Below are 20366 nucleotides of genomic sequence, written 5' to 3'. Positions count from 1 at the left end.
CGGATCAACTTCAATGATGAATCATCCATCCTGCGAACAGCTGGTTCAGTTGGTTCGCGAACACCTGGAAACGTCGGTGGGAGGATCGATCACCGACGTCCCGACGAAGACCGTCCTGGCGATGATCGACTCCATCCTGGCGAACGTGGCCAGCCGTTGCGGCCACGAAGTAGCCTGGATGCACGAGGAGGTCGCCGTCGTACTCGCAGAGGCGGACGACTACGTGGACAATGGCCGACCCGGAGCGCGGCTGGTCGCCGAGGCCCTCGCGGTGTTGAGAGAGTTGGATTCGAGCAGCCTGCACTTCGATGACGTGCAGCGGCGTTACGACGCGGCCGGTGAGGTTCTCTCGCGACTGCTCGAGAACTGCCGGACGGCCGACGAAACAGTACGGCAGCGGGTAGAACACCTGCTCGAACAGCGGCTCCACCGCGAGTTGCACATCCGCGGGTCCTTCGAGTTAGCGGGCCGGTCATGAACGAACCAAACGAGATCTGCCAGCGACTCGAGCGCTTTCTCTCCAGCCGAATACCTCAATCCGCCACCGTCAAGGTGGACAACTACGAGGTCATCGCCGGCGGATACAGCCGGCACATGGCGCGGTTCACCGCACACTGCGACGGATCGACCAGCAATCTGATCATGCGGGCGGACCCGCTCGACGCCAACGTGACGATCGAGAGCGACCGGGCAAGGGAGTGGGTACTGCTGCGAGCGCTCACCGAGAAGACCGACGTGCCGATGCCTCGTGCCCTGTACTACGACGAGGACGGCTCCGACCTCGGCAGCAAGACGATCATTCTCGAGGAGGTCCAGGGACGCTCCTTCCTCGCGGAGATCCGCGGCGGCGAGAGTCAGTTGGTTTCCGATCCGATCGATGCGTTCGCCGAACTCGCCGCACACATCAATCGCACCGACCTCTCGGTGCTACCGGAGGAAATCGAACGGCCCGCCAGCTGGGACGACTACGTCGACGGACGGATCGAGGAATGGCGCAAGTCCGAGCAGCAACAGCTCGACCGCAACCCGCTGTTCCGGTACATCGCCGGCTGGCTTGAGGACAACCGTCCCGAGCCCGCTCCGTTCTGCTTGGTGCACGGCGAGCTTCAGCCGAGCAACATCATGGTCGACGAACAGGGACAACTGTTGGCCGTCGACTGGGAGATGGCGCGGATCGGCGATCCTCGCGAGGAGTTGGGCTGGTGTACGTGGGTTGAGTCCATGCAGCCCCCGCACACCATCACCAAGGATTCTTCTCGACTGCGGCGTCTTTACGCAGCCAAGTCCGGACTCGACGAGTCGCTCGTCACTCCGGAGGCAATCCGGTACTTCACCGTGATCGCTGGCCTGCAAGGCTTGCAGGGGCTCTACACGCAGGTTCGTGAGCTGGCGGAAGGCCGGAACAAGTCACTCCTACCCGCGTACCTGCTCAGTGCCCTCACGACGGCGCACGAGCAATGGTGGCTAGCAACCCGATAGCAGTGACCTCCAACGGTCCAAGTCCGTAGAGCGGTGCCGAGCGTCGGCCGGTACTTAGAGAGTGAAGCTACCGATAATCGACCACCTGAGAATCAAAATCAGCGTAGATTTACGCATACTTTCAACGACACCAACAGTGGAGATATGGTGGCACAGACCAATCTGGGATTCGAAATCTTGTTAGAAGATCTGACTGCAACCTTTGATCACGTTGGCTCGCACGTGGTGTTCGGGGACCCTCGTTTTGAGAAGGAGCCGTTCAACCGTGACGGCGATTTGCTACGCGGCGAGGCCCTGCGCTACTTCACCCGGTTGTTCGCCGCGGGCCTGACCGCCGAAGTCGAGTTTCACAGCCCGGCCTACCCCAACTTCACTAGCTTCCTGACCCCCTGGCTGAACTGGGGCTACCCCAACCCCGATGGGCGCTACCACTGGACGATGCTCTCCGGCGAGTACACGTACCGCGTGTGGGGCAACCGCGGGACCCACCGCCTCCTCGACATCGAAGTGTGGGAGGGCGACCTCGCCAACATGAACCTGTGTTCACCTGTCGGCGGCTATCGCCACATCTACGGCGGCAAGACGGACCTAGAGGTCTCCGAAGACGGGTCTTTTGAAGTCATCCTCAGCTGCGACGAGCATCCAGGCAACTGGGTGCCGCTGCCCGAGGGCAAGGGCCACATCTACATTCGCGAATGGTTCTATGACCTCGCCACCGAGCAGCCGGGCGCGTACTTCATCGAGCGCGTCGATGCCACCTATCCCCCGCCCGCTCCGGTCGCTGCCGACTACGAGGACGCCTACCGCCGATTGATCGACTTCCTGCGCAGCCAGCCAGATTTCCTTCAGCGCGGCATCAACATGCACTACGACGCGCCTGAGGGTTCCGTCGCGTTCCCGCCCAACCTCCTGACAATGGACTCCGGCCGCGAGGTCGCATTCCGCAACCAGGTCTATGCCCGCGGCACCTTCGAATGCGAGCCCGACGAGGCAATCATCATGGAGGTCGAGCCCCCCAAGGCGCAGTACTGGCTCTTCGTCCTCATGAGCAACTTCTGGGAGCACTACGACCGCCGGGGACGACAGATCTCGATCAACGGCAGCGAAGCTGTCCTCGACAGCGACGGCAAATTCCGCGCAGTCATCAGCCACACCGATCCCGGCGTGCCCAACTGGCTTGACACATACGGCCACATGCAGGGCTTAGTGGGCGGTCGGTACAACTGGACCGAAACGGTGCCCGAGCCGACCTTGAAGAGGGTCAAGCTCGCCGAGCTCTTCGACCACCTGCCGGCGGACACCGCGCGCATCACCCACGAAGAGCGGCAGGCCGTCCTGCGCAGCCGACTCATCAACGCCCGCCGGATCGGCATCGACGCGTGACAGTAGGGCTCTTTTACCGCCCTCAGCAGCGCGGCTTCCGGTGGTCCGCAGCCAACATTCCCAATCTCACCGGCACGACCGGCCTTGTTACCGGGGCGAATTCGGGTATCGGCCTCGAGACCGCAGCTGCACTCGCCGCCGCGGGAGCGCGGGTAATGCTCGCATGCCGCAACGGCACCAAGGCTGCGGCGGCGATCGAGGTCATCCGTGAGCGACACGGCGCGGCGCAGCTGGACTTCATACGCATCGACACCTCCGACATCGAGTCTGTGCGCGCCGCGGCGGCCGAAATCTTGGACCGCACCGACCGCCTCGACCTGCTGGTCAACAACGCGGGTGTGGCGTGGCCGCCGTACGCCCTGAGCCCACAGGGTGTGGAGATGCAGCTGGCAACGAACTTCCTCGGCCACTTCGCACTCACAGGACTGCTCCTCGACCGTATGCAAGCCGCCCCCGCCGCACGCGTGGTCTCTCTCACGAGCCTCGCCCACCACGTGGGGCGCCTGCGCCTGGATGACCTCGCGCTCGCACGGCGCTACCGGCCGTTCGCGGCCTACGCGCAGTCCAAGTTCGCGATCGTGTCGTTCACCATCGAGCTCCAGCGCCGCCTCGACAAGGCCCACTCCCCGGTAAGGGCACTGACCGCACATCCGGGCGGCTCGCGCACCGAGCTCCTGCGCAACGACCTCCCCGGGGCGCGCCAGGCAATGATGCGCAGAGTGGGGCAGCTCCAAAGCGCCGCGATGGGAGCGCTACCGACGCTGCGGGCCGCGACCGACCCCGACGCCCCTGGTGGCGTCTGCTTCGCGCCTAGGGGATGGCTGGAACTCAAGGGCAACCCCGAAGTCGGCCGCGTCAGCAGACGTTCCCGGGACTCGGAGGTCGCCGCACGGCTGTGGCTGACCTCCGAAATGGCCACGGGGGTGCGTTTCCCGCTGCCGGGCTGACCTGTGCTATCAGCCCGTAAGGCGGAGTTGCGGGACCGCCTTTCGTATGCGAGGGGTCTCGGTATGAAATTCGGCGCTGCATCCGAAACCGAGCAAGGTCCGCGAGGCATTGCTGGGCGTCGGTTGCCACCACGATTCAGCGACTGACTCGATGAACGGGTGGACTGAGCTGCTGAGTCAGATGGAGTATCCGCCGTCGACGCGCAGGGTCTGCCCGGTGACGTAGGCCGAGCGGGGCCCGGCCAAAAAGGCCACCACGTCGGCGAGTTCCTCGGGCGAGCCGAATCGCCGCATCGGAATGGCCCGCCGCGCCGCCTCTAGTGCGTGTTCGTGGTAGTCGCCGCTGTCGATCAGGTCGTCCAGCAGCCCGGCCGCGATCACCCCCACGCCCACGCAGTTGGCGCGCACACCATTCTTGGCTTCCTCGGCAGCAATGGCCCGCACCAATTGCTCGACGGCGGCCTTGGGTGCCGCCGACAGCAGATCCCGGGTGGCATAGCGCAGCAACGCCGTCGTCACGAGGGCAACGATCGAACCCCGGCTAGCCCGCAGCCGCTCGATCGCAGGTTGCAGCAGGTTAAAGCATGCCGCGGCGTCTGCCCAGAGCTGATAGGCGAACTGCTGCGACGTGATCTGGGCGGTGTAACCCATCGGGATGGACGGCCCGGCGGCATAGATGACGGTGTCCAGCCTCGGCACACTGCGAACCAAGGCGGCCGCGGCGTCGGCGTCTGTGAGGTCGAGCTGATGCACCCACGCCTTCGCGCCAACATCGCGCACGGCCTCAGCTGCGCGTTCGGCGGCCTGGACGTCGTGTCGGTAGGTCAGCGCGACATCGAATCCATCCCGGGCCAGCGCCCGGCAGATCACCGATCCAATACCACCGCTGCCGCCAGCGACCAGAGCCGATCGTTCATTCATCCGCCACGCCCTCTCCCCACAGCCGGGCGTAACCGGTCATCACGGGCTCACCGTGCTGATTGACCGTCGACACCTCCAGCTCCACCATGCGGGACCCGTCTTGGTCCTCGATCGCGCTGACGGTGGCATTCGCGGTCAGCGTGTCACCGGGCCAGACCTGGTGCTTGAAGCGCACCCCGAACCCGCTGAGCTCCCCATCGTCGATCCACCCGGTGATTACCTTCGCCGTGAGCCCCATAGTGAGCTGTCCGTGGGCGATGACGCTGGGGTAGCCAGCCACCGTCGAGGCGTACACCTCGTCGGTGTGCAGCGGGTTGTAATCACCCGAGGCGCCGGCGTACATCACGATCTGAGTTCGGGACAGCTCCTGCACCACCGTTGCCTCATACCGGTCCCCGACCGACAATTCGACGAGCTTCACGGCGCCACCGCCCGCTCGGTGATCACCCGCACCCGCCGGGCGATCACGGCGAGCTCTCCACGCTGGTTGACGAACCGGGTGATCTCCTCGGAGAACCGCAATGCCCCGCCGCGTGCACTGTGCTTCGCCCAGGTTTTGCCCGCCTCGCGAGAGACAGTCAAGACGTCGCCAGGATGCAACGGGACGTGAAATTCGTAGTGTTGCTCGGCATGCAAGCTGGTTCCGCCCCCCGACGAGGCGGGGGCAAACCCCGGTCCGCGGCCCGAGCCGTTCCACTCAACGCCGGGCCGCGGACGATAAGGCCACTCAGGGTCGAACTGCGCCGCGGCGGCCACGAACGTCGGTGGCGCGACCACCCCGCCACGTCGGCGGGGGTCGTCGTGGTCCTCGTCGAAGTAGATCGGGTTGTCATCACCCAGCGCCCGGGCGAACATCAGGATGTGCCCGCGTTCCACGGGAAAGCGGAAGGTGCCCGCAGCTGGTTCTGGTGCCGGCGATTCGGCGGGCATCACTGCTGCCCATCCGGCACTCGGGGCTCGCGGGGCAGCCCCAGAAGGTTCTCGCCGATGATGTTGCGCTGCACTTCACTGGTGCCAGCGTAAATCGTGCCGGAATGCGCGACCAGGAAGGTGTCCTGCCAGGAGTCGACGGCGTAACCCGGGCCCGCCGGGCGCACCATCGCGGCCGGACCGGCGATTTCGAGGGCAAGCGCCCCGAGCCGCAAGTGGTATTCGCTCCAGGCCAGCTTCCACGTCGACATCTGGGGGCCGGGTTGGTCTCCGGCAGCGACCTCTGCCACGGTTCGCTGCCAGCTGCTGCGCATGATGGTGACCTGAGTCTTCGCCCAGGCCAGCTCCCGGCGCACCGCCGGGTCACGATGCCGCCCCCGCTCTCGGGCCAGCTCCACCAGTTGGTCAAGTTCGCGTTCGCGGGCCTGCAGGACCATAGTGGTCGCGCGTCCGGCGCCGCCACGTTCGAAACCCAGGGTGGACTGCACGACCTGCCAGCCGCGCCCCAGGCCGCCGATCACCCCGGACAGTGGAGCCACGGTGCCGTCGAAGAAGACTTCGGCGAACTCCTCGGCGCCGGTGATCTGCCGGATCGGGCGAACCTCGATCCCGTTGCGCCCGGGGGTGAACTCGGTGATCGCATATGACAGTCCGCGATGCTTCTTGGCGGCCGGGTCGGTGCGGCACAACACGAAAATCATGTTTGCCGTGGTGAAGCGGGAGGTCCAAACCTTCTGTCCGGTGATCAAGAGGCGGTCACCATCCACGACCGCGCGGGTCCGCACCGACGCCAAGTCTGATCCCGATCCAGGCTCGGAGAATCCCTGGCAGTAGCGGTGCTCCCCAGAGAGGATCCGCGGCAAGTAGTACGCCTTTTGTTCGTCGGTACCGTGCAGAATGATCGAGGGACCGACCATCGACTCCCCCTGCACCCGGTCCACGCGTGGCAGTCCCGCGCGATAGAACTCCTCATCGAGCATCGTCATCTGCGGCGCATCCCAGCCGCGTCCGCCGTACTCGATGGGCCACGCTGGACAGATCAGCCGCGCCTGGGCGCAGCGCCGCTCCCACTCCTGGAACAGAGGATGGCCGTGGGCGCTGGCGAGTTCGGATTCGCTTTGCAGGCTGCTCACCGAACCGGGCAGGTCAGCGCGAAGGCGCCAGTCGATCAACTCCGTCAACCCCGCGGGAGCGTTTTCAACGATCCAGTCGCGCAGCTGTGCCCGCAGCTCTTCCAGCGGGACGTCGAGGCTTCTCACTGAGCGGCCGACACGGTTTCACAGTCCACTTGAGCATCCACCGCACACCCGGCTAACGCCCGCACGGTGCGCGATACGCACGGCCTGCCCAGGTGCTCGGCCATCCACAGGCTGATCGAGACCACTGCGCTCAGGTCAACTCCGGTGTCGATGCCCAGACCCTCCAACATCCACACCAGATCCTCGGTGGCCAGGTTTCCCGCTGAACTGTCCGCGAACGGGCAGCCACCCAGTCCGCCGGCCGAGCTGTCGATGATGGTCACCCCCGACTGCAACGCCGCTAGGACGTTGGCCAGCGCCTGCCCGTAGGTGTCATGAAAATGCACGCCGATCGCCCCGACGTCGATGCCCGCGGCCACCACCGCATCGATGAGCGCCCGGACCTGTCCGGGCGTTCCGACCCCGATCGTGTCGCCCAGCGCCAGCTCGGTGCAGCCCAACGCCATCATCTGCGTGGCGACGTCGACAACCTTCGCGATGGGCACCACCCCCTCCCAGGGATCCCCGCAACACATCGACACGTAGCCGCGCACACTGGCGCCGGCCTCGCGTGCCCGCGTCACCACCGGGGCGAACATCGCTAACGACTCGTCAATGGTGCGACCGAGGTTGCGCTGCGAGAACGTCTCGGTCGCGCTGGCGAAAACGGCGATATCGCGAACGCCGCGGCTGAAGGCCCGGTCCAGCCCGCTGACGGTGGGAACTAACACTGGGTAGCGTTGGCCGGCGTTGAGGTCCAGGGCGTCGATGACGCGTTCGGCGTCAGCGAGTTGCGGTACCCGGCCCGGATGCACGAACCCCGCCGCCTCGATGGTCTGCAGGCCGGCGACACCGAGCCGCTCAATGAATTCGACCTTGACGTCGGTTGGGATGACGCCCTTCTCGTTTTGCAGGCCATCTCGGGGCCCAACCTCATAAATGGTCACCCGTTCGGGCAGACCCGTGGCCCGAACACGGCAGGGCATACGCATCACCATGGCGCGCCTCACACCACTCCGCGGTCGCGCAGCGCCGCTATTTGGTCGCTGCTATACCCGATCTCGGCGAGCACTTCGTCCGTGTGTTCACCCAGCGCGGGCGCTGGGCGGCTGGTCTCGAAGGGTTGACCGTCGACCGGAGCCGGCCAGCCGGTGCTGGTGTAAGGCCCAGCTACCGGGTGCTGCGAGTGGTGCACAATTTCGCGGGCCGCCAAGTGTGTGTCGGTCAGGGTGTCGGTCTTGGAGTTCGCCGGGCACAAAGGGATGTCGTACATCCGTGCGATGTCCATCCATTCCGCGGCCGTGCGGGAGCGGAAGATGGGGATCAGCTCGTCGAGCAGGTCGGCTTTGCCGCCGTCAGCGAAGTCAACCGCGAAGGTCTTGTTCTGCGCGTCCAGTAAGTCGTCGCGGTCGATCGCCCCGCAGAAGTTGTCCCAGAACTTGTGCTCAATGGCGGCCAGCAGCACAACCTTGTCGTCCTTGGTTTGGTAGTAGGTGTACTTTGGGCGCCGACGTGGATCCAGTCCGACAGGGGGCGGGGGGTTGCGCCGATCGGTGATGCGGTCCCGATTCCACGCCAGCACTGCATCGAGGCTTTGATTGGCCAGCACCGCATCGGCTCCTGCGGCATCGATATAACAACCCTGCCCGGTATGGTCCCGGTGGCGCAGCGCGGCGGCTGCAGTCAGGGCGGCATACAACGCAGTCGACAGCGGCCCGTCAATGGAACCCGAGAAGTACAAACCCTGCGGATTGACGACCTCGGTGACCACGCCGTCTTCGGACACCTGCAGCTGCGACTGCCCGGCCACGGCGCCCATCATGTATCCGTGCACCGGGATTTGGCTGTAGCTGCCCCGCTTCCCGAAGCCGTTGGCCTGGCAGTAGATGATGTCGGGTTTGACATCGCGCTGTGCCAGGTAGCCGATGCCCAGCTTGTCGCACGCATCGCCCGCGAACCCGTCGACGAAGATGTCGGCAGTGTTGAGCAACTCGAAGAAGATCGCGCGACCCTCGTCGCTGCGCAGATTCAACTCGATGCTGCGTTTGTTGCGATTGCAGAACAGGTGAAAGACGCTGTTCTGGTCGGTGATGCGATCCCCCAGTTCGCGAAGGTAGTCGCCTGTCCCGGGCCGCTCAATTTTGATGACATCCGCGCCGAGGTCGCCGAGCAATCTGCTGGTCTGGTCGCCGGTGGGCAACATCGCGCACTCGAGCACACGGATGCCCTCCAACAGTTTGATCATGCCGCGTGGCACTCCTTCCGGCGGCACGACCCGCCCAGCCCAGATTCTAACCTAATCCAGATTAGAGTCAATGAGAGCTCTTGGCCGGCGATCCGCTCAGGTAACCATCACCGCAGCTCGAAACCCGCCCGCTGTGCTGGCACTCGCGCTCCCTCCATCGGGTATATCGACCAAAACTCGCATAGAATCGACAACCATGTTGGAGAGCTGGGTTCAGAGAGTCTGGAGCGCGGAGAGCACTGATGGCTAATGGACGCCCGCGGCCCGGCAAGAAAGGCGTGGCGACCCGGGCACGTATTCTGGATTCCGCCGCCCTGATATTTCGCAACAAAGGCTATGCGGGGACCCGCTTATCTGATGTCGCCGCGGCCGCCAATACCCAGGCCGGCAGCCTCTACTATCACTTCCCCTCGCGAGAAGAACTCGTCGAAGAAGTGCTGCGGGTCGGCCAGGAACGGACCAGCGGTTTCGTCAGACGACGCGTGGCCGCCCTACCTGGCGACGCCTCGGACCTCGACCGGCTCCGCGAGGCGATTTCTGCGCACCTGGACTGTGTTCTGGAGATTGGCGACTATACGGCCGCGACGATCAGGATCATTGGCCAAGTCCCCGAGGAAATCCGCAGACGCCGGCTTCACGAACAGCGCGAGTACGGCGAGTTCTGGCGTTCGCTGGTCAACCGCGCCCATGCCTCGGGCGACTTCCGCACCGACCTCAACAGTTCGGCGCTGCGGATGCTGCTGCTCGGCGCGATCAACTCAGTGCCCGATTGGTTTCGCCCCCGCCGGGACGGAATGTCCACGGCCGAGCTTAAAGCCCAGGTCGATTCACTGTTTCTCGACGGTCTCGCGGTGCATCGGCAAGAGAACCGGTCGATCGACAAGAACCTCGCCGCCATCGCCGTGGCCGAGGAGAAGGTCCTTCGCCGGAGCCGGGAGGACGACACCAAGGCCGAGGGTGCCCAACGAATCCTCGACGCCGCCGCCAAGGTCTTCCGGGACAAGGGCTACGCCGGCACCCGGCTTGCCGATGTGGCGGCAGCTTCTGGTATCCAGACCGGCAGCATGTATTACTACTTCAGGTCGCGTGAGCACCTTGTGGTCGAAATGGTGCTGGTCGCCTGGAAACGCACCGACGATCTAGCCCGCCTCAGCGTCGACGCACTGCCCGCCGATGCCACCGCGCTGGACCGGTTCTCCACCGCGTTGACGGCCCACCTGCTGTCGGTGCTGCGAAACACCATGTACACCTCGGCACTGGTCCGCATCCTGGGTCAAATCCCCGACAAGGTCCGTGACCAGACCGTCAAGTATCAGCGGGCTTACTTGGAATATTGGCGCGGTCTCCTCGAGGACGCCATGGCCTCCGGTGAGATCAGAACCAACATTGACCCGTCGGTCACGACCATGTTGCTTACCGGCGCTTTGAATTGGGCCGTCGAGTGGTATCGACCCGACGGCGCTTTGAGCCCCGAAGATCTGGCAGGCCAGGTCGCCACGGTGGTATTCGATGGGGTCACTAAGATCCCCGCGGACCGCAGCCAATCGAGCTCGCCCACACCTGTCTAACCCGCAATCACCCGCACCGGCCCCGTCCTCGTTCCAGTCGTGGTCAGTGGCCAGCATGTCCGTGGTTGCCCAACTTCCCGACACTTACCCGGCAGGCAACGGGAGGACGTGCAAATGACTGCCCGCTACAGACCCAAGTCACGTCCGATGATGTCTTTCATGATCTCGGTGGTCCCCCCGAAGATCGTCTGAATCCGGGTGTCCACGTAATCCCTGGCCACTTTGTACTCGTTCATGTAGCCGTAGCCGCCATGCAGCTGCACGCAGGCGTCGACAACTTTCTTCGCCAGCTCGGTGCACCACCACTTCGCCTTCGCGGCCTGCACCGCGCTCAGCTCGTCGTCTACCACGGCCCGCAAGCATCGGTCGATGTACTGCTCGGCAATATCTAACTCCGTATCCAGTTCGGCCAGTACAAATCGGTTGTGCTGGAAACTGCCGATCGGCTGCCCGAACGCCTTGCGGTCCTTGGCGTATTGCAAAGTCTGCCGCCATGTTTCACGGGCGCCCGCGACCGCGCCGATCGCGATGGACAACCGCTCCGAGGGCAGGTTGTGCATCAGGTGGTAGAACCCGCGATCTTGCTCGCCAATCAGATTGGCTCCCGGTACCCGCACGTTGTCGAAGTGCAATTCAGCGGTGTCCTGCGCGTGCTGCCCCATCTTGTCCAGCTTGCGTCCGCGACTGAAGCCCTCCATACCGCGCTCGACGGCCAGCAACGAGAACCCTTTGTGACCCGCGTCGGGATCGGTGCGGGCGACCACGATCACCAGATCGGAGTTAAAACCTGCGGAGATGAACGTCTTGGAGCCGTTGAGGATCCAATCATCACCGTCACGCGTGGCTGAGGTGCGGATGCCGGCCAGGTCGCTGCCGGCCCCGGGCTCACTCATCGCGATCGCGCCGATGATCTCACCGGTGATGTAGCCAGGCAGCCAGCGAGCCTGCTGCTCCTGGTTGGCAAGCGATTTCAGGTAGGGCCCTACGATGTCGTTTTGCAAATTCAGCGCCGGCGTTACCGAGCCGAACTTGGCCAGCTCCTCCACGATCACGGCATTAAAGCGAAAGTCGTCGGATCCCCCGCCGCCGTACTCTTCCGGCATATTGAACCCAATCAGCCCGTACTTGCCAGCCTCCAGATAGGCGGCGCGGTCGACGAGTCGTTCGCATTCCCACTTCTGCGCGTGGGGCACCACCACCTGCTCGATGTACTGACGCGTTGTCTCCCGCAACTGTTCGTGTTCGGGTTCGAAAACTAGTCGCTTCATCGGGACGCCCTTCCTCGACAGGCCCTCGGATTCCGGTGACCACCCCCAGCCACGACGATCAGGGCTGCGGCCATGATTTCCTCCTCCGCGCGGTGTATGCCGGAGATCCTACATTGAAGTCTAACCAGAATTAGATTAGATTCCGGTCTTATGCGGTCCCAACCAAGGAGCCCTGTGACCGGTGTGGTGGCATGGGCGACTTATCTCCCCTACCATCGCCTGCGGCTCAGTGAAATCGGATCAGTATTGGGCGGCACCGCACCTCGCGGGACCCGCTCGGTGGCCTCCTATGACGAGGACACCACCTCGATGGCCGTCGAAGCCGCTCGCCCCGTTGTACGCGGGCTTGCCCGGGCGTCAGAGCCGCCGCGGGTCTACTTCGCCACCACCCATCCGGCCTACCTCGATAAGACAAACGCAGCGGTGATTCACGCCGCCCTGGGCCTTCCCCGCGGCACCCTGGCCGTCGATCTCGGCGGCGCGCCACGCTCAGCAGTGGGTGCCCTGCTGGCGGCCGCGGACAGCCCCGAGGGGGCGCTGGCCGTACTGGCCGACATCCGCACCGGACTGCCCGGCGGCGCCGACGAGAAACAGGGCGGCGATGCCGCGGCGGCGGTCCTGTTCAGCGCCGGCACCGCCGAACGTCCCGTGCTCGCCGAACTGATCACCAGCGCCTCGGTCACCGACGAATTCCTTGATCGCTGGCGGGCCCCGGGCGCCCTGACCTCGCGGATATGGGAGGAGCGGTTCGCCGAGAACGTGTACGTCCCGCTGGCGATGGAGTCGTTTTCCGCCGCGCTCAAGCAGGCCGATCTGACCCCCAACGATGTCGATCACCTGGTCGTGTGCGGCCTCTCGCCTCGGGCCAACCGCCAATTCGCGGCGGGCTGCGGCGTTGCGCGCGAGGCCGTCACCCCCGACCTGACCAGCACGATCGGCAACCCGGGAACAGCGCAACCCGGCGTCCTTCTCGCAGACGTGCTCGAACACGCAAAACCACATCAAGTGATCGCGCTCGCGGTGCTGGCCGATGGTGCCTCAACGCTGATCTTGCGCACCACCGAGGCCCTCGCGGCCCATCGACCGTCGGCGCCCACGGTGGCCGATCAGATCGCCGCCGCTAACGACTCACTCAGTTACGGCACCTTCCTCACCTGGCGGGGAATGTTGCGGCGTGAACCACCACGCCGACCCGAACCCGACGCCCCCGCCGGCCCGCCCAGCCATCGGTCGGAGAACTGGAAGTACGGGTTCGTCGGATCTCACTGTGAAGAATGCGACACCGTCCACCTGCCGCCGGTGAGGGTGTGCTTCAAGTGCGGCTCCGCCGACCGTATGCATCCCCAACCGATGGCCGACACGCCCGCGCGGGTGGCCACTTTCACCGTCGACCGGCTCGCCTACACGCCCAGCCCGCCGATGATCGCGGTGGTCGTCGACTTCGACGGCGGCGGTCGCTTTCGCTGCGAACTCACCGACGCCCCTCCTGAGGTTGCGATCGGGGACGCGGTCGAAATGACTTTTCGACGGCTGACGACATCGGAGAGCGGTGTGCACAACTACTTCTGGAAGGCCCGTCCGGCCCGCCGCACGACCGAGGAGAGCTGACATGGCCGTACACGGAATCTGCGACCGGGTCGCCATCATCGCGATGGGATGCACCGATTTCGGGGAGCATTGGGACCGCTCAGCTGACGACTTACTGATCGAGGCTGTGAACGGCACGACCGCAAGTGCTGGGCTGACCCCGCGCGACATCGACGCGTTCTGGCTGGGAACCTACATGTCCGGCGTGGCAGGACTGAGCCTGAGTCGGCCGCTGCGGCTGCACGGCAAACCGGTCACCCGGGTAGAGAACATGTGCGCCACCGGCTCGGAAGCGCTGCGCAACGCGTGCTACGCCGTAGCCAGCGGCGCCTACGACACCGCGATGGCGGTCGGTGTCGAGAAGCTCAAGGACTCGGGCTTCTCCGGTCTGCTGCGCCATTCCATACCCTCTGACGGCACTGGCGGCACCCTCGGAACCACCAGCGCACCAGCCAATTTCAGCTTGCTTGGCCCCGCCTACGCCGAGAAGTACGGAGTCGACCCCGCTGAGCTCAAGGACGTCATCACCCGCATCGCCTGGAAGAACCACCACAACGGCGCCCGCAACCCCCGTTCGCAGTTCCGCAAAGAGGTTTCCACGCAGACAATCTCCAGCTCACCGCTGGTCGCCGGACAGCTCGGGGTGTTTGACTGCTCGGGCGTTTCCGATGGCGCCGCCGCTGCGATCGTTGTGCGCGCCGAAGACGCCCAGCGATACACCGACAAACCGCTGTACATCAAGGCACTGTCACTGGTTTCCGGAGCCGCGGACGGCAACGTCGACCAGGCCTACGACTTCACCACGTTTCCGGAGGTGGTCGCCTCGGCGCGCAACGCCTACGCCGAGGCGAAGCTCACCGACCCACCGGCCCAGATCGCGATGGCCGAGGTACACGACTGCTTCACCATCACTGAACTCATCCTCATGGAAGACCTCGGCTTCGCCGAGCGCGGCACCGCCTGGAAAGCAGTGCTGGCCGGCACATTCGACCTCGACGGCACCTTACCGGTCAACCCCGACGGCGGTCTTAAGGCATTCGGACATCCCGTCGGCGCCAGCGGACTGCGCATGCTCTTCGAGTGTTGGCTGCAGCTGCGTGGCGAAGCACCGGACGATCGCCGGATTCACACAGTCACCGCCGGCAGGAACATCGGTCTGACCCATAACCTGGGCGGCGGACCGGGCGAATGCGTCTCCTTCGTGTCGCTCGTCGGCACCGAACGCAACTCCTACTGATCAGGAAGTAGCGACAGGGGCAAATGCTCTAACGGGGGTGGGCTAAGAAAGGGCCGACATGGTTACGAACGCGACGACTCAACGCCTGTGCCTATGGTGCGGCCCTTTGATGGCCCTCGTCTTCTTCATCGGATTCGGGCTCATCGCCCGTTTCATTCCCCCACCCAATCCAGCGCTGAACGCCGCCGACATCGCGGCGCTCTATCGAGGCCGCTCAATTCCCATCCGCATCGGAATGCAGTTGTCGATGTGGGCTGGCGTCCTATGCGTTCCATGGGTGATCGCCGTCGGACTGCAAATGAAACGCATCGAGGGCCGCGTGGCGCCGCTCGCCTACTTGCAGATCGGTCTCGGAATACTGCTGCCGCTCGAGTTCATCGTTCCGCTGTACTTTTTCCAAACCGCGGCGTATCGAGCTGATCGGCCCGCCGAAGTTGTCCAGGCACTCAATGACCTCGGATGGCTGCCATTCACCGGATTGGTCTATACCGTGGTCGCCCAGGCAGTCGTGTTCGGTATCGCCGCACTGGCCGACACCCACGCGACTCCGGTTTTTCCCCGCTGGGCTGGCTACTTCAGCATCTGGTGCGGGCTTTTGATGGCACCAGCCAGCCTCGACGTCTTTTTCACCAACGGTCCGCTGGCCTGGAATGGCGCCATCGCTTGGTGGGTGCTTCTCGTCGCCTTCTTCGTCTGGCTGATAGGGCTGACGGTGGTCACGTTCCAGGCCATCAGCAGCGGCCAGATGGAGTGTTCCGCGCATCGGACGGAGCCGACAATTGGCAGCCGTGCAGCTGAAAGGTAGCGGTCAGCGAGCCGAGACTGCGACCGACAGCCAGCGAGCGAACAACGTTCCCGGTGAGCCCGGGATCTGGGTCTTCATCTTCGGCGACCTTCTGCTCTTCGCCTACATTTTCCTGCTGTACCTCTACTACCGAAGCCACGACCCCGAACTCTTCGCACGCTGGCAGCGCCACCTCAACACCGATCTCGGCGTCGCATACACCCTCTTGCTATTGACCAGCTCGTTGTTCGTTGTGTTTGCGCTACGGCGGATCCGTCTCGGCAACAACCGCACAGCACCGCGCCTCGTACTGGGCGCGATGGGATGCGGCATCGCGTTCGCGAGCATCAAAGTTCTTGAGTACTACACAAAGGTTCATGCTGGAATCACGCCGGCCACAAACGATTTCAACTTGTTCTACTACATCCTCACTGGCCTCCACCTGGTTCACGTGTCCATCGGGCTCGGCGTGTTGGGCTTCATGTGGCGGCTGGCCCGCCGCGCTCCAGATCTCTCACCTCTGCAGCTACACCTCGCCGAGGGGTGCGCCTGCTTCTGGCACATGGTCGACCTGTTGTGGCTCGTTATCTTCCCGCTCCTGTACCTGGTGAGGTGACATGGGCCGTCTTCGTCCCGACCCGATTGTCACGGTCTGGTCGACCCTAATCGCGGCGACGTTTCTGTCACGGTGGTTGGCAATCGAAGAAGCGCGCGCCGGCAACGTCATCGCAGTGGTCATCTTGATCGTCGCCGCCGTCAAGGTATGGCTCGTGGGAATGCATTTCATGGAGCTGAACGACGCACCCCGTTTGCTCCGCGGCATCTTCGAGCTCTACGTCGTTGCTCTACTCGCCGGGTTGGTGGGATTCTTCCTGGCAGCCTAGGAATCGACCCGCTCAACAGCAGCGATACGTTGCTGGGCGATGCAAGGTCGCCCTACTGCGGCGACAGCTGGTAACTCGCTAGCCCACGCATAGCCCAAATAGTCTTGAGACCGGTACGAAATCCGCTGTGAGCTGGCCGGACGTCCAGCTGGTCTGCTGGTAGGGAGACAGTGGGTACGCCGAGGGTCGCCGCAAGCCCCAGCTCCCACCAAGATGTCCACATCTGTCCACGTGTGTCGTATCCAGTTTTGCTGCCCGCCAACACAGCCCATCTCACCGCCCACACACTCACCACCAACGCCCAACGCCACCACCATTTTTCAACCACTCCGCGCACGACACACCTCTTGCATTCGGGGCACAGATCGGTCAGTGCTTTTCGTCCGTACGAAATTGCGGTAGCGTTTCATCGTGTCTGATCGGCCTGTCTGTCCGCGCTGTCGGGCTGAGCTGCCCGCGGCTGCGGGCAGGGGTCGTCCACGCTTGTGGTGCTCGCAGGTGTGCCGCCGGGCCGCTTACGAGGAGCGTCGAGCTGCTCGGTCTGGAGCGATCGGATTGCGCGTCGAGCGTGTTGTGGAGCGGGTCGAAAAGCCGGTGGTGTGCGTGGAGTATCGCGACCGCGTAATTGAGCTGCACGCGCCGTCGCCCGACCCTGCCCAGGCGGCCGCGATCGTCCTTACGTCGCCACGTGCGTGCCGCGATGTGCTTGACGGCCTCGCCGATGCCGCAACCCTGGGCAGCCTGCATCGCGGCGAGCACGACGCCACCGTGCGCGCAGCTGCGCGCCTCCTGACTGCGCTTCGGGCCGCCCGGCTGCTGGCCTAACCACAGAGGCGCGGTCCCACGCCCGCGGCGCTGCGCAGCGCGCCGCGCTACTACCGTCGCGCCGGCCCGGGCTTCATCTCCTGCTGTCCTCGCGCCGCGAGCTGGCCCATCTAGCGATTCCGACGGCGGCCACCCGACGACGCAGCGGCGTCGACGCGGCGGCTAAAAAATCAGGCCACCGCAAAGAATTCGGCGACTGGCACCTCGGGCAGCACCTCGCACAACACCGCCACCAGCGCGGATCTGCGGGCATGCCGCACCAGATCGGCCTGCGTTTCAGCATCGGGCAACTGCCAGCGCCCTCGGCCCCATTCGGTCACCGCCCGCTCCGCCCAATCATCGGCCAGCTCAGCCGCTCTGTACGCAACTTCCTGAGCGGCTTCCGAGACGAACTCCCCCCGCTCCGCGTCATCCCAGCTCGCTGGCAGCCGCAAATGCCTGCCCAACACTCGGGCAACCAACTCGGTAGGTACCAGATCGTCCATACTGCAATTCTGCGCTCGCGGAACATCTTTTGGTGCGAATGCGCGCCGTGAAACTAGTGGCGTCTCGTTGGCGGATCTCAATCTAGGAACGGTTGCGCTTAGGACGGGCGGCCACGCGGCGAACTGTTGCCGAGAACTGCAGATCGTCGGCACGCTGCCGTTGCCACCGAACGCGTTGCGCGCTGCTCGCGAACCGTCGACATCGCAATTCCGGAGGGTCCGGGACTTTTCGACGTTGCGTCATGCCGTGGCGAGTTATTTCCGGGTCACTGGTAGACGGCTTTCCGCGCTTCGTTTTACGCTGCGGCAATACAAGGCCCGTGCGAACCGAAGCGACACTCTTTGCCCACCAAGCGGACTGAGTTCGGCGTCGTTTTGTCGGGGGTTCGCACCGGGTCGCGGCCAGTAACGGGAGGGGCCAGCACTATGGGACGCAAAAGTCGCCACAAGCTCGAGCGCAGGCTCGGTCAGGTGCAACCGACGCCCAAAGAAGCCGAGCGTGCGATGGTAAAGGCCGAACGACGCGCTCGGCACATTCCACCCACCGTCGAAGCATATGCACGCGTCGCTGCAAGCGGCCCAGCACAACTTGCCGCGGCACTCGTCAGTCGTCACACGACTCGGATCGACAATCTTGATGCCGTTGCCCAACGTTCAATGGACCACTGCGTTGGGCATCTTTTGTCGGTGTGCGAACTGGACGCGGTCTTTATCCGCCAAGGTAACCAGCTGAACCAGTATTCGCCGCCGCATGACAGCCCATGGCCGACGCACCTGTCCTGGAGTGTGGAAAGCACCATCGCGGCTCTGCGCTTGATCCTGGCCGGCCAAACCGTCGGCGCCGCAATTATTTTGCGGCAGCAACTTGGCCGATGGACACTACTGCTGGCGCGGGCCGAACCTGTCGCACAGCGCCGTCGCGAATCGATTGAATCGTTTATCGCCAGAGCGTGGACGCGGGCCGCCATGGATCTGCTAGGTCGATGCAGTCCCGACGTCGGGGCAGGCGACATATTCGACGATATCGACACCCACCCACGCACGAACGGTGTTATCAACACCGACCACGAGCATGTCCAACTCGGCGAGCGAACCGTATGCCCCGCCCACGTGTATCACGAACTCTGTCAGCTCATCGACCCACAACTACCTGAAGGGCGAACCGAGTGCGAGGTTGTTCACGACCTCGACGCCGAGGACTCGGCGACCGATGCTCTCTCAGATGCGCTGTCGCTGTGCCTCATGCAGATGCGGCTCGCCGCAGCAGGAAGATGTGCACTGTCAAGAGACCCCGACACGGCACGTGCGATCGATGCGGTGTCGGCTCCGCAGCGGCAATCCGCCCTGCAGGCGTCGGAAACACAAGTGCCGCTGTGCACGTCGCCGGTCATCCGACTGACCCCGGCCCTGGTGCCGCTGGTGCGCACCGAACTTGCCTCCTCCACGAACATCAACGAACTCGGCCAGCTCTACGCCGACTACCACGCTGTGCTCGCTGACAGATCCCGCGCTGAGCATCCCACGCCGCGCGAGCTCGCCGAACTCGCCTTCGGCGCGCACCGCTACGCCAGATTCTTGATCACCGAGCACTCTCATGCCCAAGATCTCAAAATCTCACACGGGCGCCTCGGGATTCGCCAACATCTGGGCCCGCAGCCCCCGCAGATCTTGACCGCGGAGTTCGCCGCGCTGTGCGCGCACTGGAACCAGTCCCGACCACAGATCGCTGCCGCAGCCACCCAAATCTCGTCGACCCTGCTCTCGGGGTATTGGCTATGGCTCGAAGAAGACGACCGCGCCATGGGGATACTGCGCTGCACACTGCACCAAGCCGCACGATTGCGCTTGTGGCACACCAACCCGGACGCCGCCCAAGAATTGCAGACCATCCCCTCGACCACCCCGCGCCGCTGGCGCAACGTCGCAGGCTGGTCGCAACACCGCTCGCTCGATTTCGCGCTCTACGATTACGCCCACGCCAACCGCGAAAGCCGCATCGACGCCCCAGCCCTCCTCTTCCGCGATGACGACCACTACGCCCAAGATTGGCTCTCCCAGCGCCAAGCCCGAGAAGTAGCACTGAACAAAGTCACCACCCTCGCCGCCACCGAAATCATGAAAGTTGTTGATACACACCAATCACGAACACTCGCCGCCACCCTGCGCGAAGCACTGCACAACAGCGGACTCGACCTCCGGACCAGCCCAGCACGCCGACAACCCGAGGGCCGCACGACGCCAGACCGCACCGCACACGACACCACCGCAACCCCCGACACACCACTTTTCGACTAACCCGATACGCGATGTCCACCAACCCGCCAGGGGAAAACAGTAACCACAACAGGGTCGAACGCGGACTCGGTCTGAGGCAACCGACACCCGAGAACGCCGCGCGTGCCAGCACACACGCCGAACCCCCCGCTCAGTACGTCGCGCCCACCGTCAGAGCATACGAACGCCTGGCAGCGAGCGGCCCGGCACAACTCGCCGAGACACTGATCAGCCGCTACTGGGCTCGAATCGACAATCTCGATGCGCCAGCCCAACGCTCGATGAACCAGTACCTTCCTCATCTGCTGTCG

Annotated in this window: 20 protein-coding genes; 12 read left to right on the top strand and 8 right to left on the bottom strand. The window is 64.4% G+C overall.

All coding sequences use genetic code 11. From position 1 onward, the window contains the following. Positions 1-16 precede the first annotated feature (16 nt). The 4 genes from MNAB215_RS12075 to MNAB215_RS12060 all read left to right on the top strand — a co-directional run bounded on the left by MNAB215_RS12075 (position 17) and on the right by MNAB215_RS12060 (position 3809). Entirely contained in the window at positions 17-478 is a 462-nt protein-coding gene (locus tag MNAB215_RS12075) for a hypothetical protein (RefSeq protein ID WP_131829106.1), read from the top strand. After that, a complete protein-coding gene (locus MNAB215_RS12070; protein WP_077079070.1) occupies positions 475-1479 on the top strand; it encodes a phosphotransferase family protein in 1005 nt (334 codons plus the stop codon). Before MNAB215_RS12075 ends, MNAB215_RS12070 begins: the two co-directional genes overlap by 4 nt. 147 nt (positions 1480-1626) lie before the next feature. Next, on the top strand, positions 1627-2862 hold the full coding sequence (locus MNAB215_RS12065) for a DUF1214 domain-containing protein (protein WP_217348931.1): 1236 nt from the start codon (positions 1627-1629) through the stop codon (positions 2860-2862). Further along, positions 2859-3809 (top strand): oxidoreductase, encoded by a 951-nt coding sequence (locus MNAB215_RS12060; RefSeq protein ID WP_077079068.1) that lies wholly within the window; start codon positions 2859-2861, stop codon positions 3807-3809. Before MNAB215_RS12065 ends, MNAB215_RS12060 begins: the two co-directional genes overlap by 4 nt. A 177-nt stretch (positions 3810-3986) precedes the next feature. Here the strand turns inward: MNAB215_RS12060 and MNAB215_RS12055 are convergent, their stop codons facing one another. Genes MNAB215_RS12055 through MNAB215_RS12030 form a run of 6 tightly spaced genes read right to left on the bottom strand, consistent with a single transcriptional unit; the run spans position 3987 to position 9143 of the window. Beyond that, entirely contained in the window at positions 3987-4730 is a 744-nt protein-coding gene (locus tag MNAB215_RS12055) for an SDR family NAD(P)-dependent oxidoreductase (protein WP_077079067.1), read from the bottom strand. Continuing rightward, entirely contained in the window at positions 4723-5151 is a 429-nt protein-coding gene (locus tag MNAB215_RS12050) for a MaoC family dehydratase (protein ID WP_083746104.1), read from the bottom strand. Before MNAB215_RS12050 ends, MNAB215_RS12055 begins: the two co-directional genes overlap by 8 nt. Then, on the bottom strand, positions 5148-5660 hold the full coding sequence (locus MNAB215_RS12045) for an FAS1-like dehydratase domain-containing protein (protein WP_077079066.1): 513 nt from the start codon (positions 5658-5660) through the stop codon (positions 5148-5150). The genes MNAB215_RS12050 and MNAB215_RS12045 overlap by 4 nt, the downstream gene beginning before the upstream one ends. Next, positions 5660-6919 carry an acyl-CoA dehydrogenase family protein gene (locus tag MNAB215_RS12040; protein ID WP_077079065.1) on the bottom strand — a complete coding sequence of 420 codons (1260 nt, stop codon included), beginning with the start codon at positions 6917-6919 and terminating at the stop codon, positions 5660-5662. The genes MNAB215_RS12045 and MNAB215_RS12040 overlap by 1 nt, the downstream gene beginning before the upstream one ends. Continuing rightward, positions 6916-7884 carry a hydroxymethylglutaryl-CoA lyase gene (locus tag MNAB215_RS12035; protein ID WP_245830273.1) on the bottom strand — a complete coding sequence of 323 codons (969 nt, stop codon included), beginning with the start codon at positions 7882-7884 and terminating at the stop codon, positions 6916-6918. Before MNAB215_RS12035 ends, MNAB215_RS12040 begins: the two co-directional genes overlap by 4 nt. Before the next feature lie 20 nt (positions 7885-7904). Then, positions 7905-9143: a CaiB/BaiF CoA transferase family protein gene (locus MNAB215_RS12030; protein WP_083746103.1), complete on the bottom strand. Its 1239-nt coding sequence runs from the start codon at positions 9141-9143 to the stop codon at positions 7905-7907. Between the two features lie 242 nt (positions 9144-9385). Between MNAB215_RS12030 and MNAB215_RS12025 the strand changes: the two genes are divergently transcribed. Beyond that, a complete protein-coding gene (locus MNAB215_RS12025; protein ID WP_077079063.1) occupies positions 9386-10711 on the top strand; it encodes a TetR-type transcription factor C-terminal domain-containing protein in 1326 nt (441 codons plus the stop codon). A 125-nt stretch (positions 10712-10836) separates the two neighbouring features. Here MNAB215_RS12025 and MNAB215_RS12020 read toward each other — a convergent pair whose 3' ends face one another. Beyond that, a complete protein-coding gene (locus tag MNAB215_RS12020) occupies positions 10837-11979 on the bottom strand; it encodes an acyl-CoA dehydrogenase family protein (protein WP_077079062.1) in 1143 nt (380 codons plus the stop codon). A gap of 174 nt (positions 11980-12153) precedes the next feature. Here MNAB215_RS12020 and MNAB215_RS12015 point away from each other — a divergent pair, with 174 nt between their 5' ends. The 6 genes from MNAB215_RS12015 to MNAB215_RS29420 all read left to right on the top strand — a co-directional run bounded on the left by MNAB215_RS12015 (position 12154) and on the right by MNAB215_RS29420 (position 17296). Further along, entirely contained in the window at positions 12154-13587 is a 1434-nt protein-coding gene (locus MNAB215_RS12015; RefSeq protein WP_245830271.1) for an OB-fold domain-containing protein, read from the top strand. Between the two features lies 1 nt (position 13588). Further along, a complete protein-coding gene (locus tag MNAB215_RS12010; RefSeq protein WP_077079060.1) occupies positions 13589-14803 on the top strand; it encodes an acetyl-CoA acetyltransferase in 1215 nt (404 codons plus the stop codon). Positions 14804-15101: 298 nt separating this feature from the next. After that, positions 15102-15608 (top strand): hypothetical protein, encoded by a 507-nt coding sequence (locus tag MNAB215_RS12005; protein WP_217348930.1) that lies wholly within the window; start codon positions 15102-15104, stop codon positions 15606-15608. Then, on the top strand, positions 15592-16203 hold the full coding sequence (locus tag MNAB215_RS12000) for a cytochrome c oxidase subunit 3 (protein WP_342743252.1): 612 nt from the start codon (positions 15592-15594) through the stop codon (positions 16201-16203). The genes MNAB215_RS12005 and MNAB215_RS12000 overlap by 17 nt, the downstream gene beginning before the upstream one ends. A 1-nt stretch (position 16204) precedes the next feature. Next, positions 16205-16471, top strand: coding sequence for a cytochrome C oxidase subunit IV family protein (locus tag MNAB215_RS11995; RefSeq protein ID WP_077079058.1), 267 nt, complete (start codon positions 16205-16207; stop codon positions 16469-16471). Positions 16472-16882: 411 nt separating this feature from the next. Next, positions 16883-17296 carry a hypothetical protein gene (locus tag MNAB215_RS29420; protein WP_083746099.1) on the top strand — a complete coding sequence of 138 codons (414 nt, stop codon included), beginning with the start codon at positions 16883-16885 and terminating at the stop codon, positions 17294-17296. Positions 17297-17466: 170 nt separating this feature from the next. Here MNAB215_RS29420 and MNAB215_RS11985 read toward each other — a convergent pair whose 3' ends face one another. Continuing rightward, on the bottom strand, positions 17467-17781 hold the full coding sequence (locus tag MNAB215_RS11985) for a hypothetical protein (protein WP_077079056.1): 315 nt from the start codon (positions 17779-17781) through the stop codon (positions 17467-17469). A gap of 687 nt (positions 17782-18468) precedes the next feature. Between MNAB215_RS11985 and MNAB215_RS11980 the strand changes: the two genes are divergently transcribed. Next, a complete protein-coding gene (locus MNAB215_RS11980) occupies positions 18469-20076 on the top strand; it encodes a hypothetical protein (protein WP_131829105.1) in 1608 nt (535 codons plus the stop codon). The last annotated feature ends 290 nt before the right edge of the window (positions 20077-20366 follow it).

This window comes from Mycobacterium numidiamassiliense, assembly GCF_900157365.1.
Lineage (GTDB): Bacteria > Actinomycetota > Actinomycetes > Mycobacteriales > Mycobacteriaceae > Mycobacterium > Mycobacterium numidiamassiliense.
The sequence above is the reverse complement of the archived record's forward strand: the minus strand, read 5'-3'. Positions and strand labels throughout refer to the sequence as shown.

Bases quoted from the DNA above. Each gene is read 5' to 3' on its own strand.
- MNAB215_RS12010 (WP_077079060.1), top strand. From the start codon at position 13,589: ATGGCCGTACACGGAATCTGCGACCGGGTCGCCATCATCGCGATGGGA.
- MNAB215_RS12070 (WP_077079070.1), top strand. From the start codon at position 475: ATGAACGAACCAAACGAGATCTGCCAGCGACTCGAGCGCTTTCTCTCC.
- MNAB215_RS12075 (WP_131829106.1), top strand. From the start codon at position 17: ATGAATCATCCATCCTGCGAACAGCTGGTTCAGTTGGTTCGCGAACAC.
- MNAB215_RS11985 (WP_077079056.1), bottom strand. From the start codon at position 17,781: ATGGACGATCTGGTACCTACCGAGTTGGTTGCCCGAGTGTTGGGCAGG.
- MNAB215_RS12025 (WP_077079063.1), top strand. From the start codon at position 9,386: ATGGCTAATGGACGCCCGCGGCCCGGCAAGAAAGGCGTGGCGACCCGG.
- MNAB215_RS11995 (WP_077079058.1), top strand. From the start codon at position 16,205: ATGGGCCGTCTTCGTCCCGACCCGATTGTCACGGTCTGGTCGACCCTA.
- MNAB215_RS12005 (WP_217348930.1), top strand. From the start codon at position 15,102: ATGAAACGCATCGAGGGCCGCGTGGCGCCGCTCGCCTACTTGCAGATC.
- MNAB215_RS12020 (WP_077079062.1), bottom strand. From the start codon at position 11,979: ATGAAGCGACTAGTTTTCGAACCCGAACACGAACAGTTGCGGGAGACA.
- MNAB215_RS12045 (WP_077079066.1), bottom strand. From the start codon at position 5,660: ATGCCCGCCGAATCGCCGGCACCAGAACCAGCTGCGGGCACCTTCCGC.
- MNAB215_RS12035 (WP_245830273.1), bottom strand. From the start codon at position 7,884: ATGCCCTGCCGTGTTCGGGCCACGGGTCTGCCCGAACGGGTGACCATT.
- MNAB215_RS12055 (WP_077079067.1), bottom strand. From the start codon at position 4,730: ATGAATGAACGATCGGCTCTGGTCGCTGGCGGCAGCGGTGGTATTGGA.
- MNAB215_RS12030 (WP_083746103.1), bottom strand. From the start codon at position 9,143: ATGATCAAACTGTTGGAGGGCATCCGTGTGCTCGAGTGCGCGATGTTG.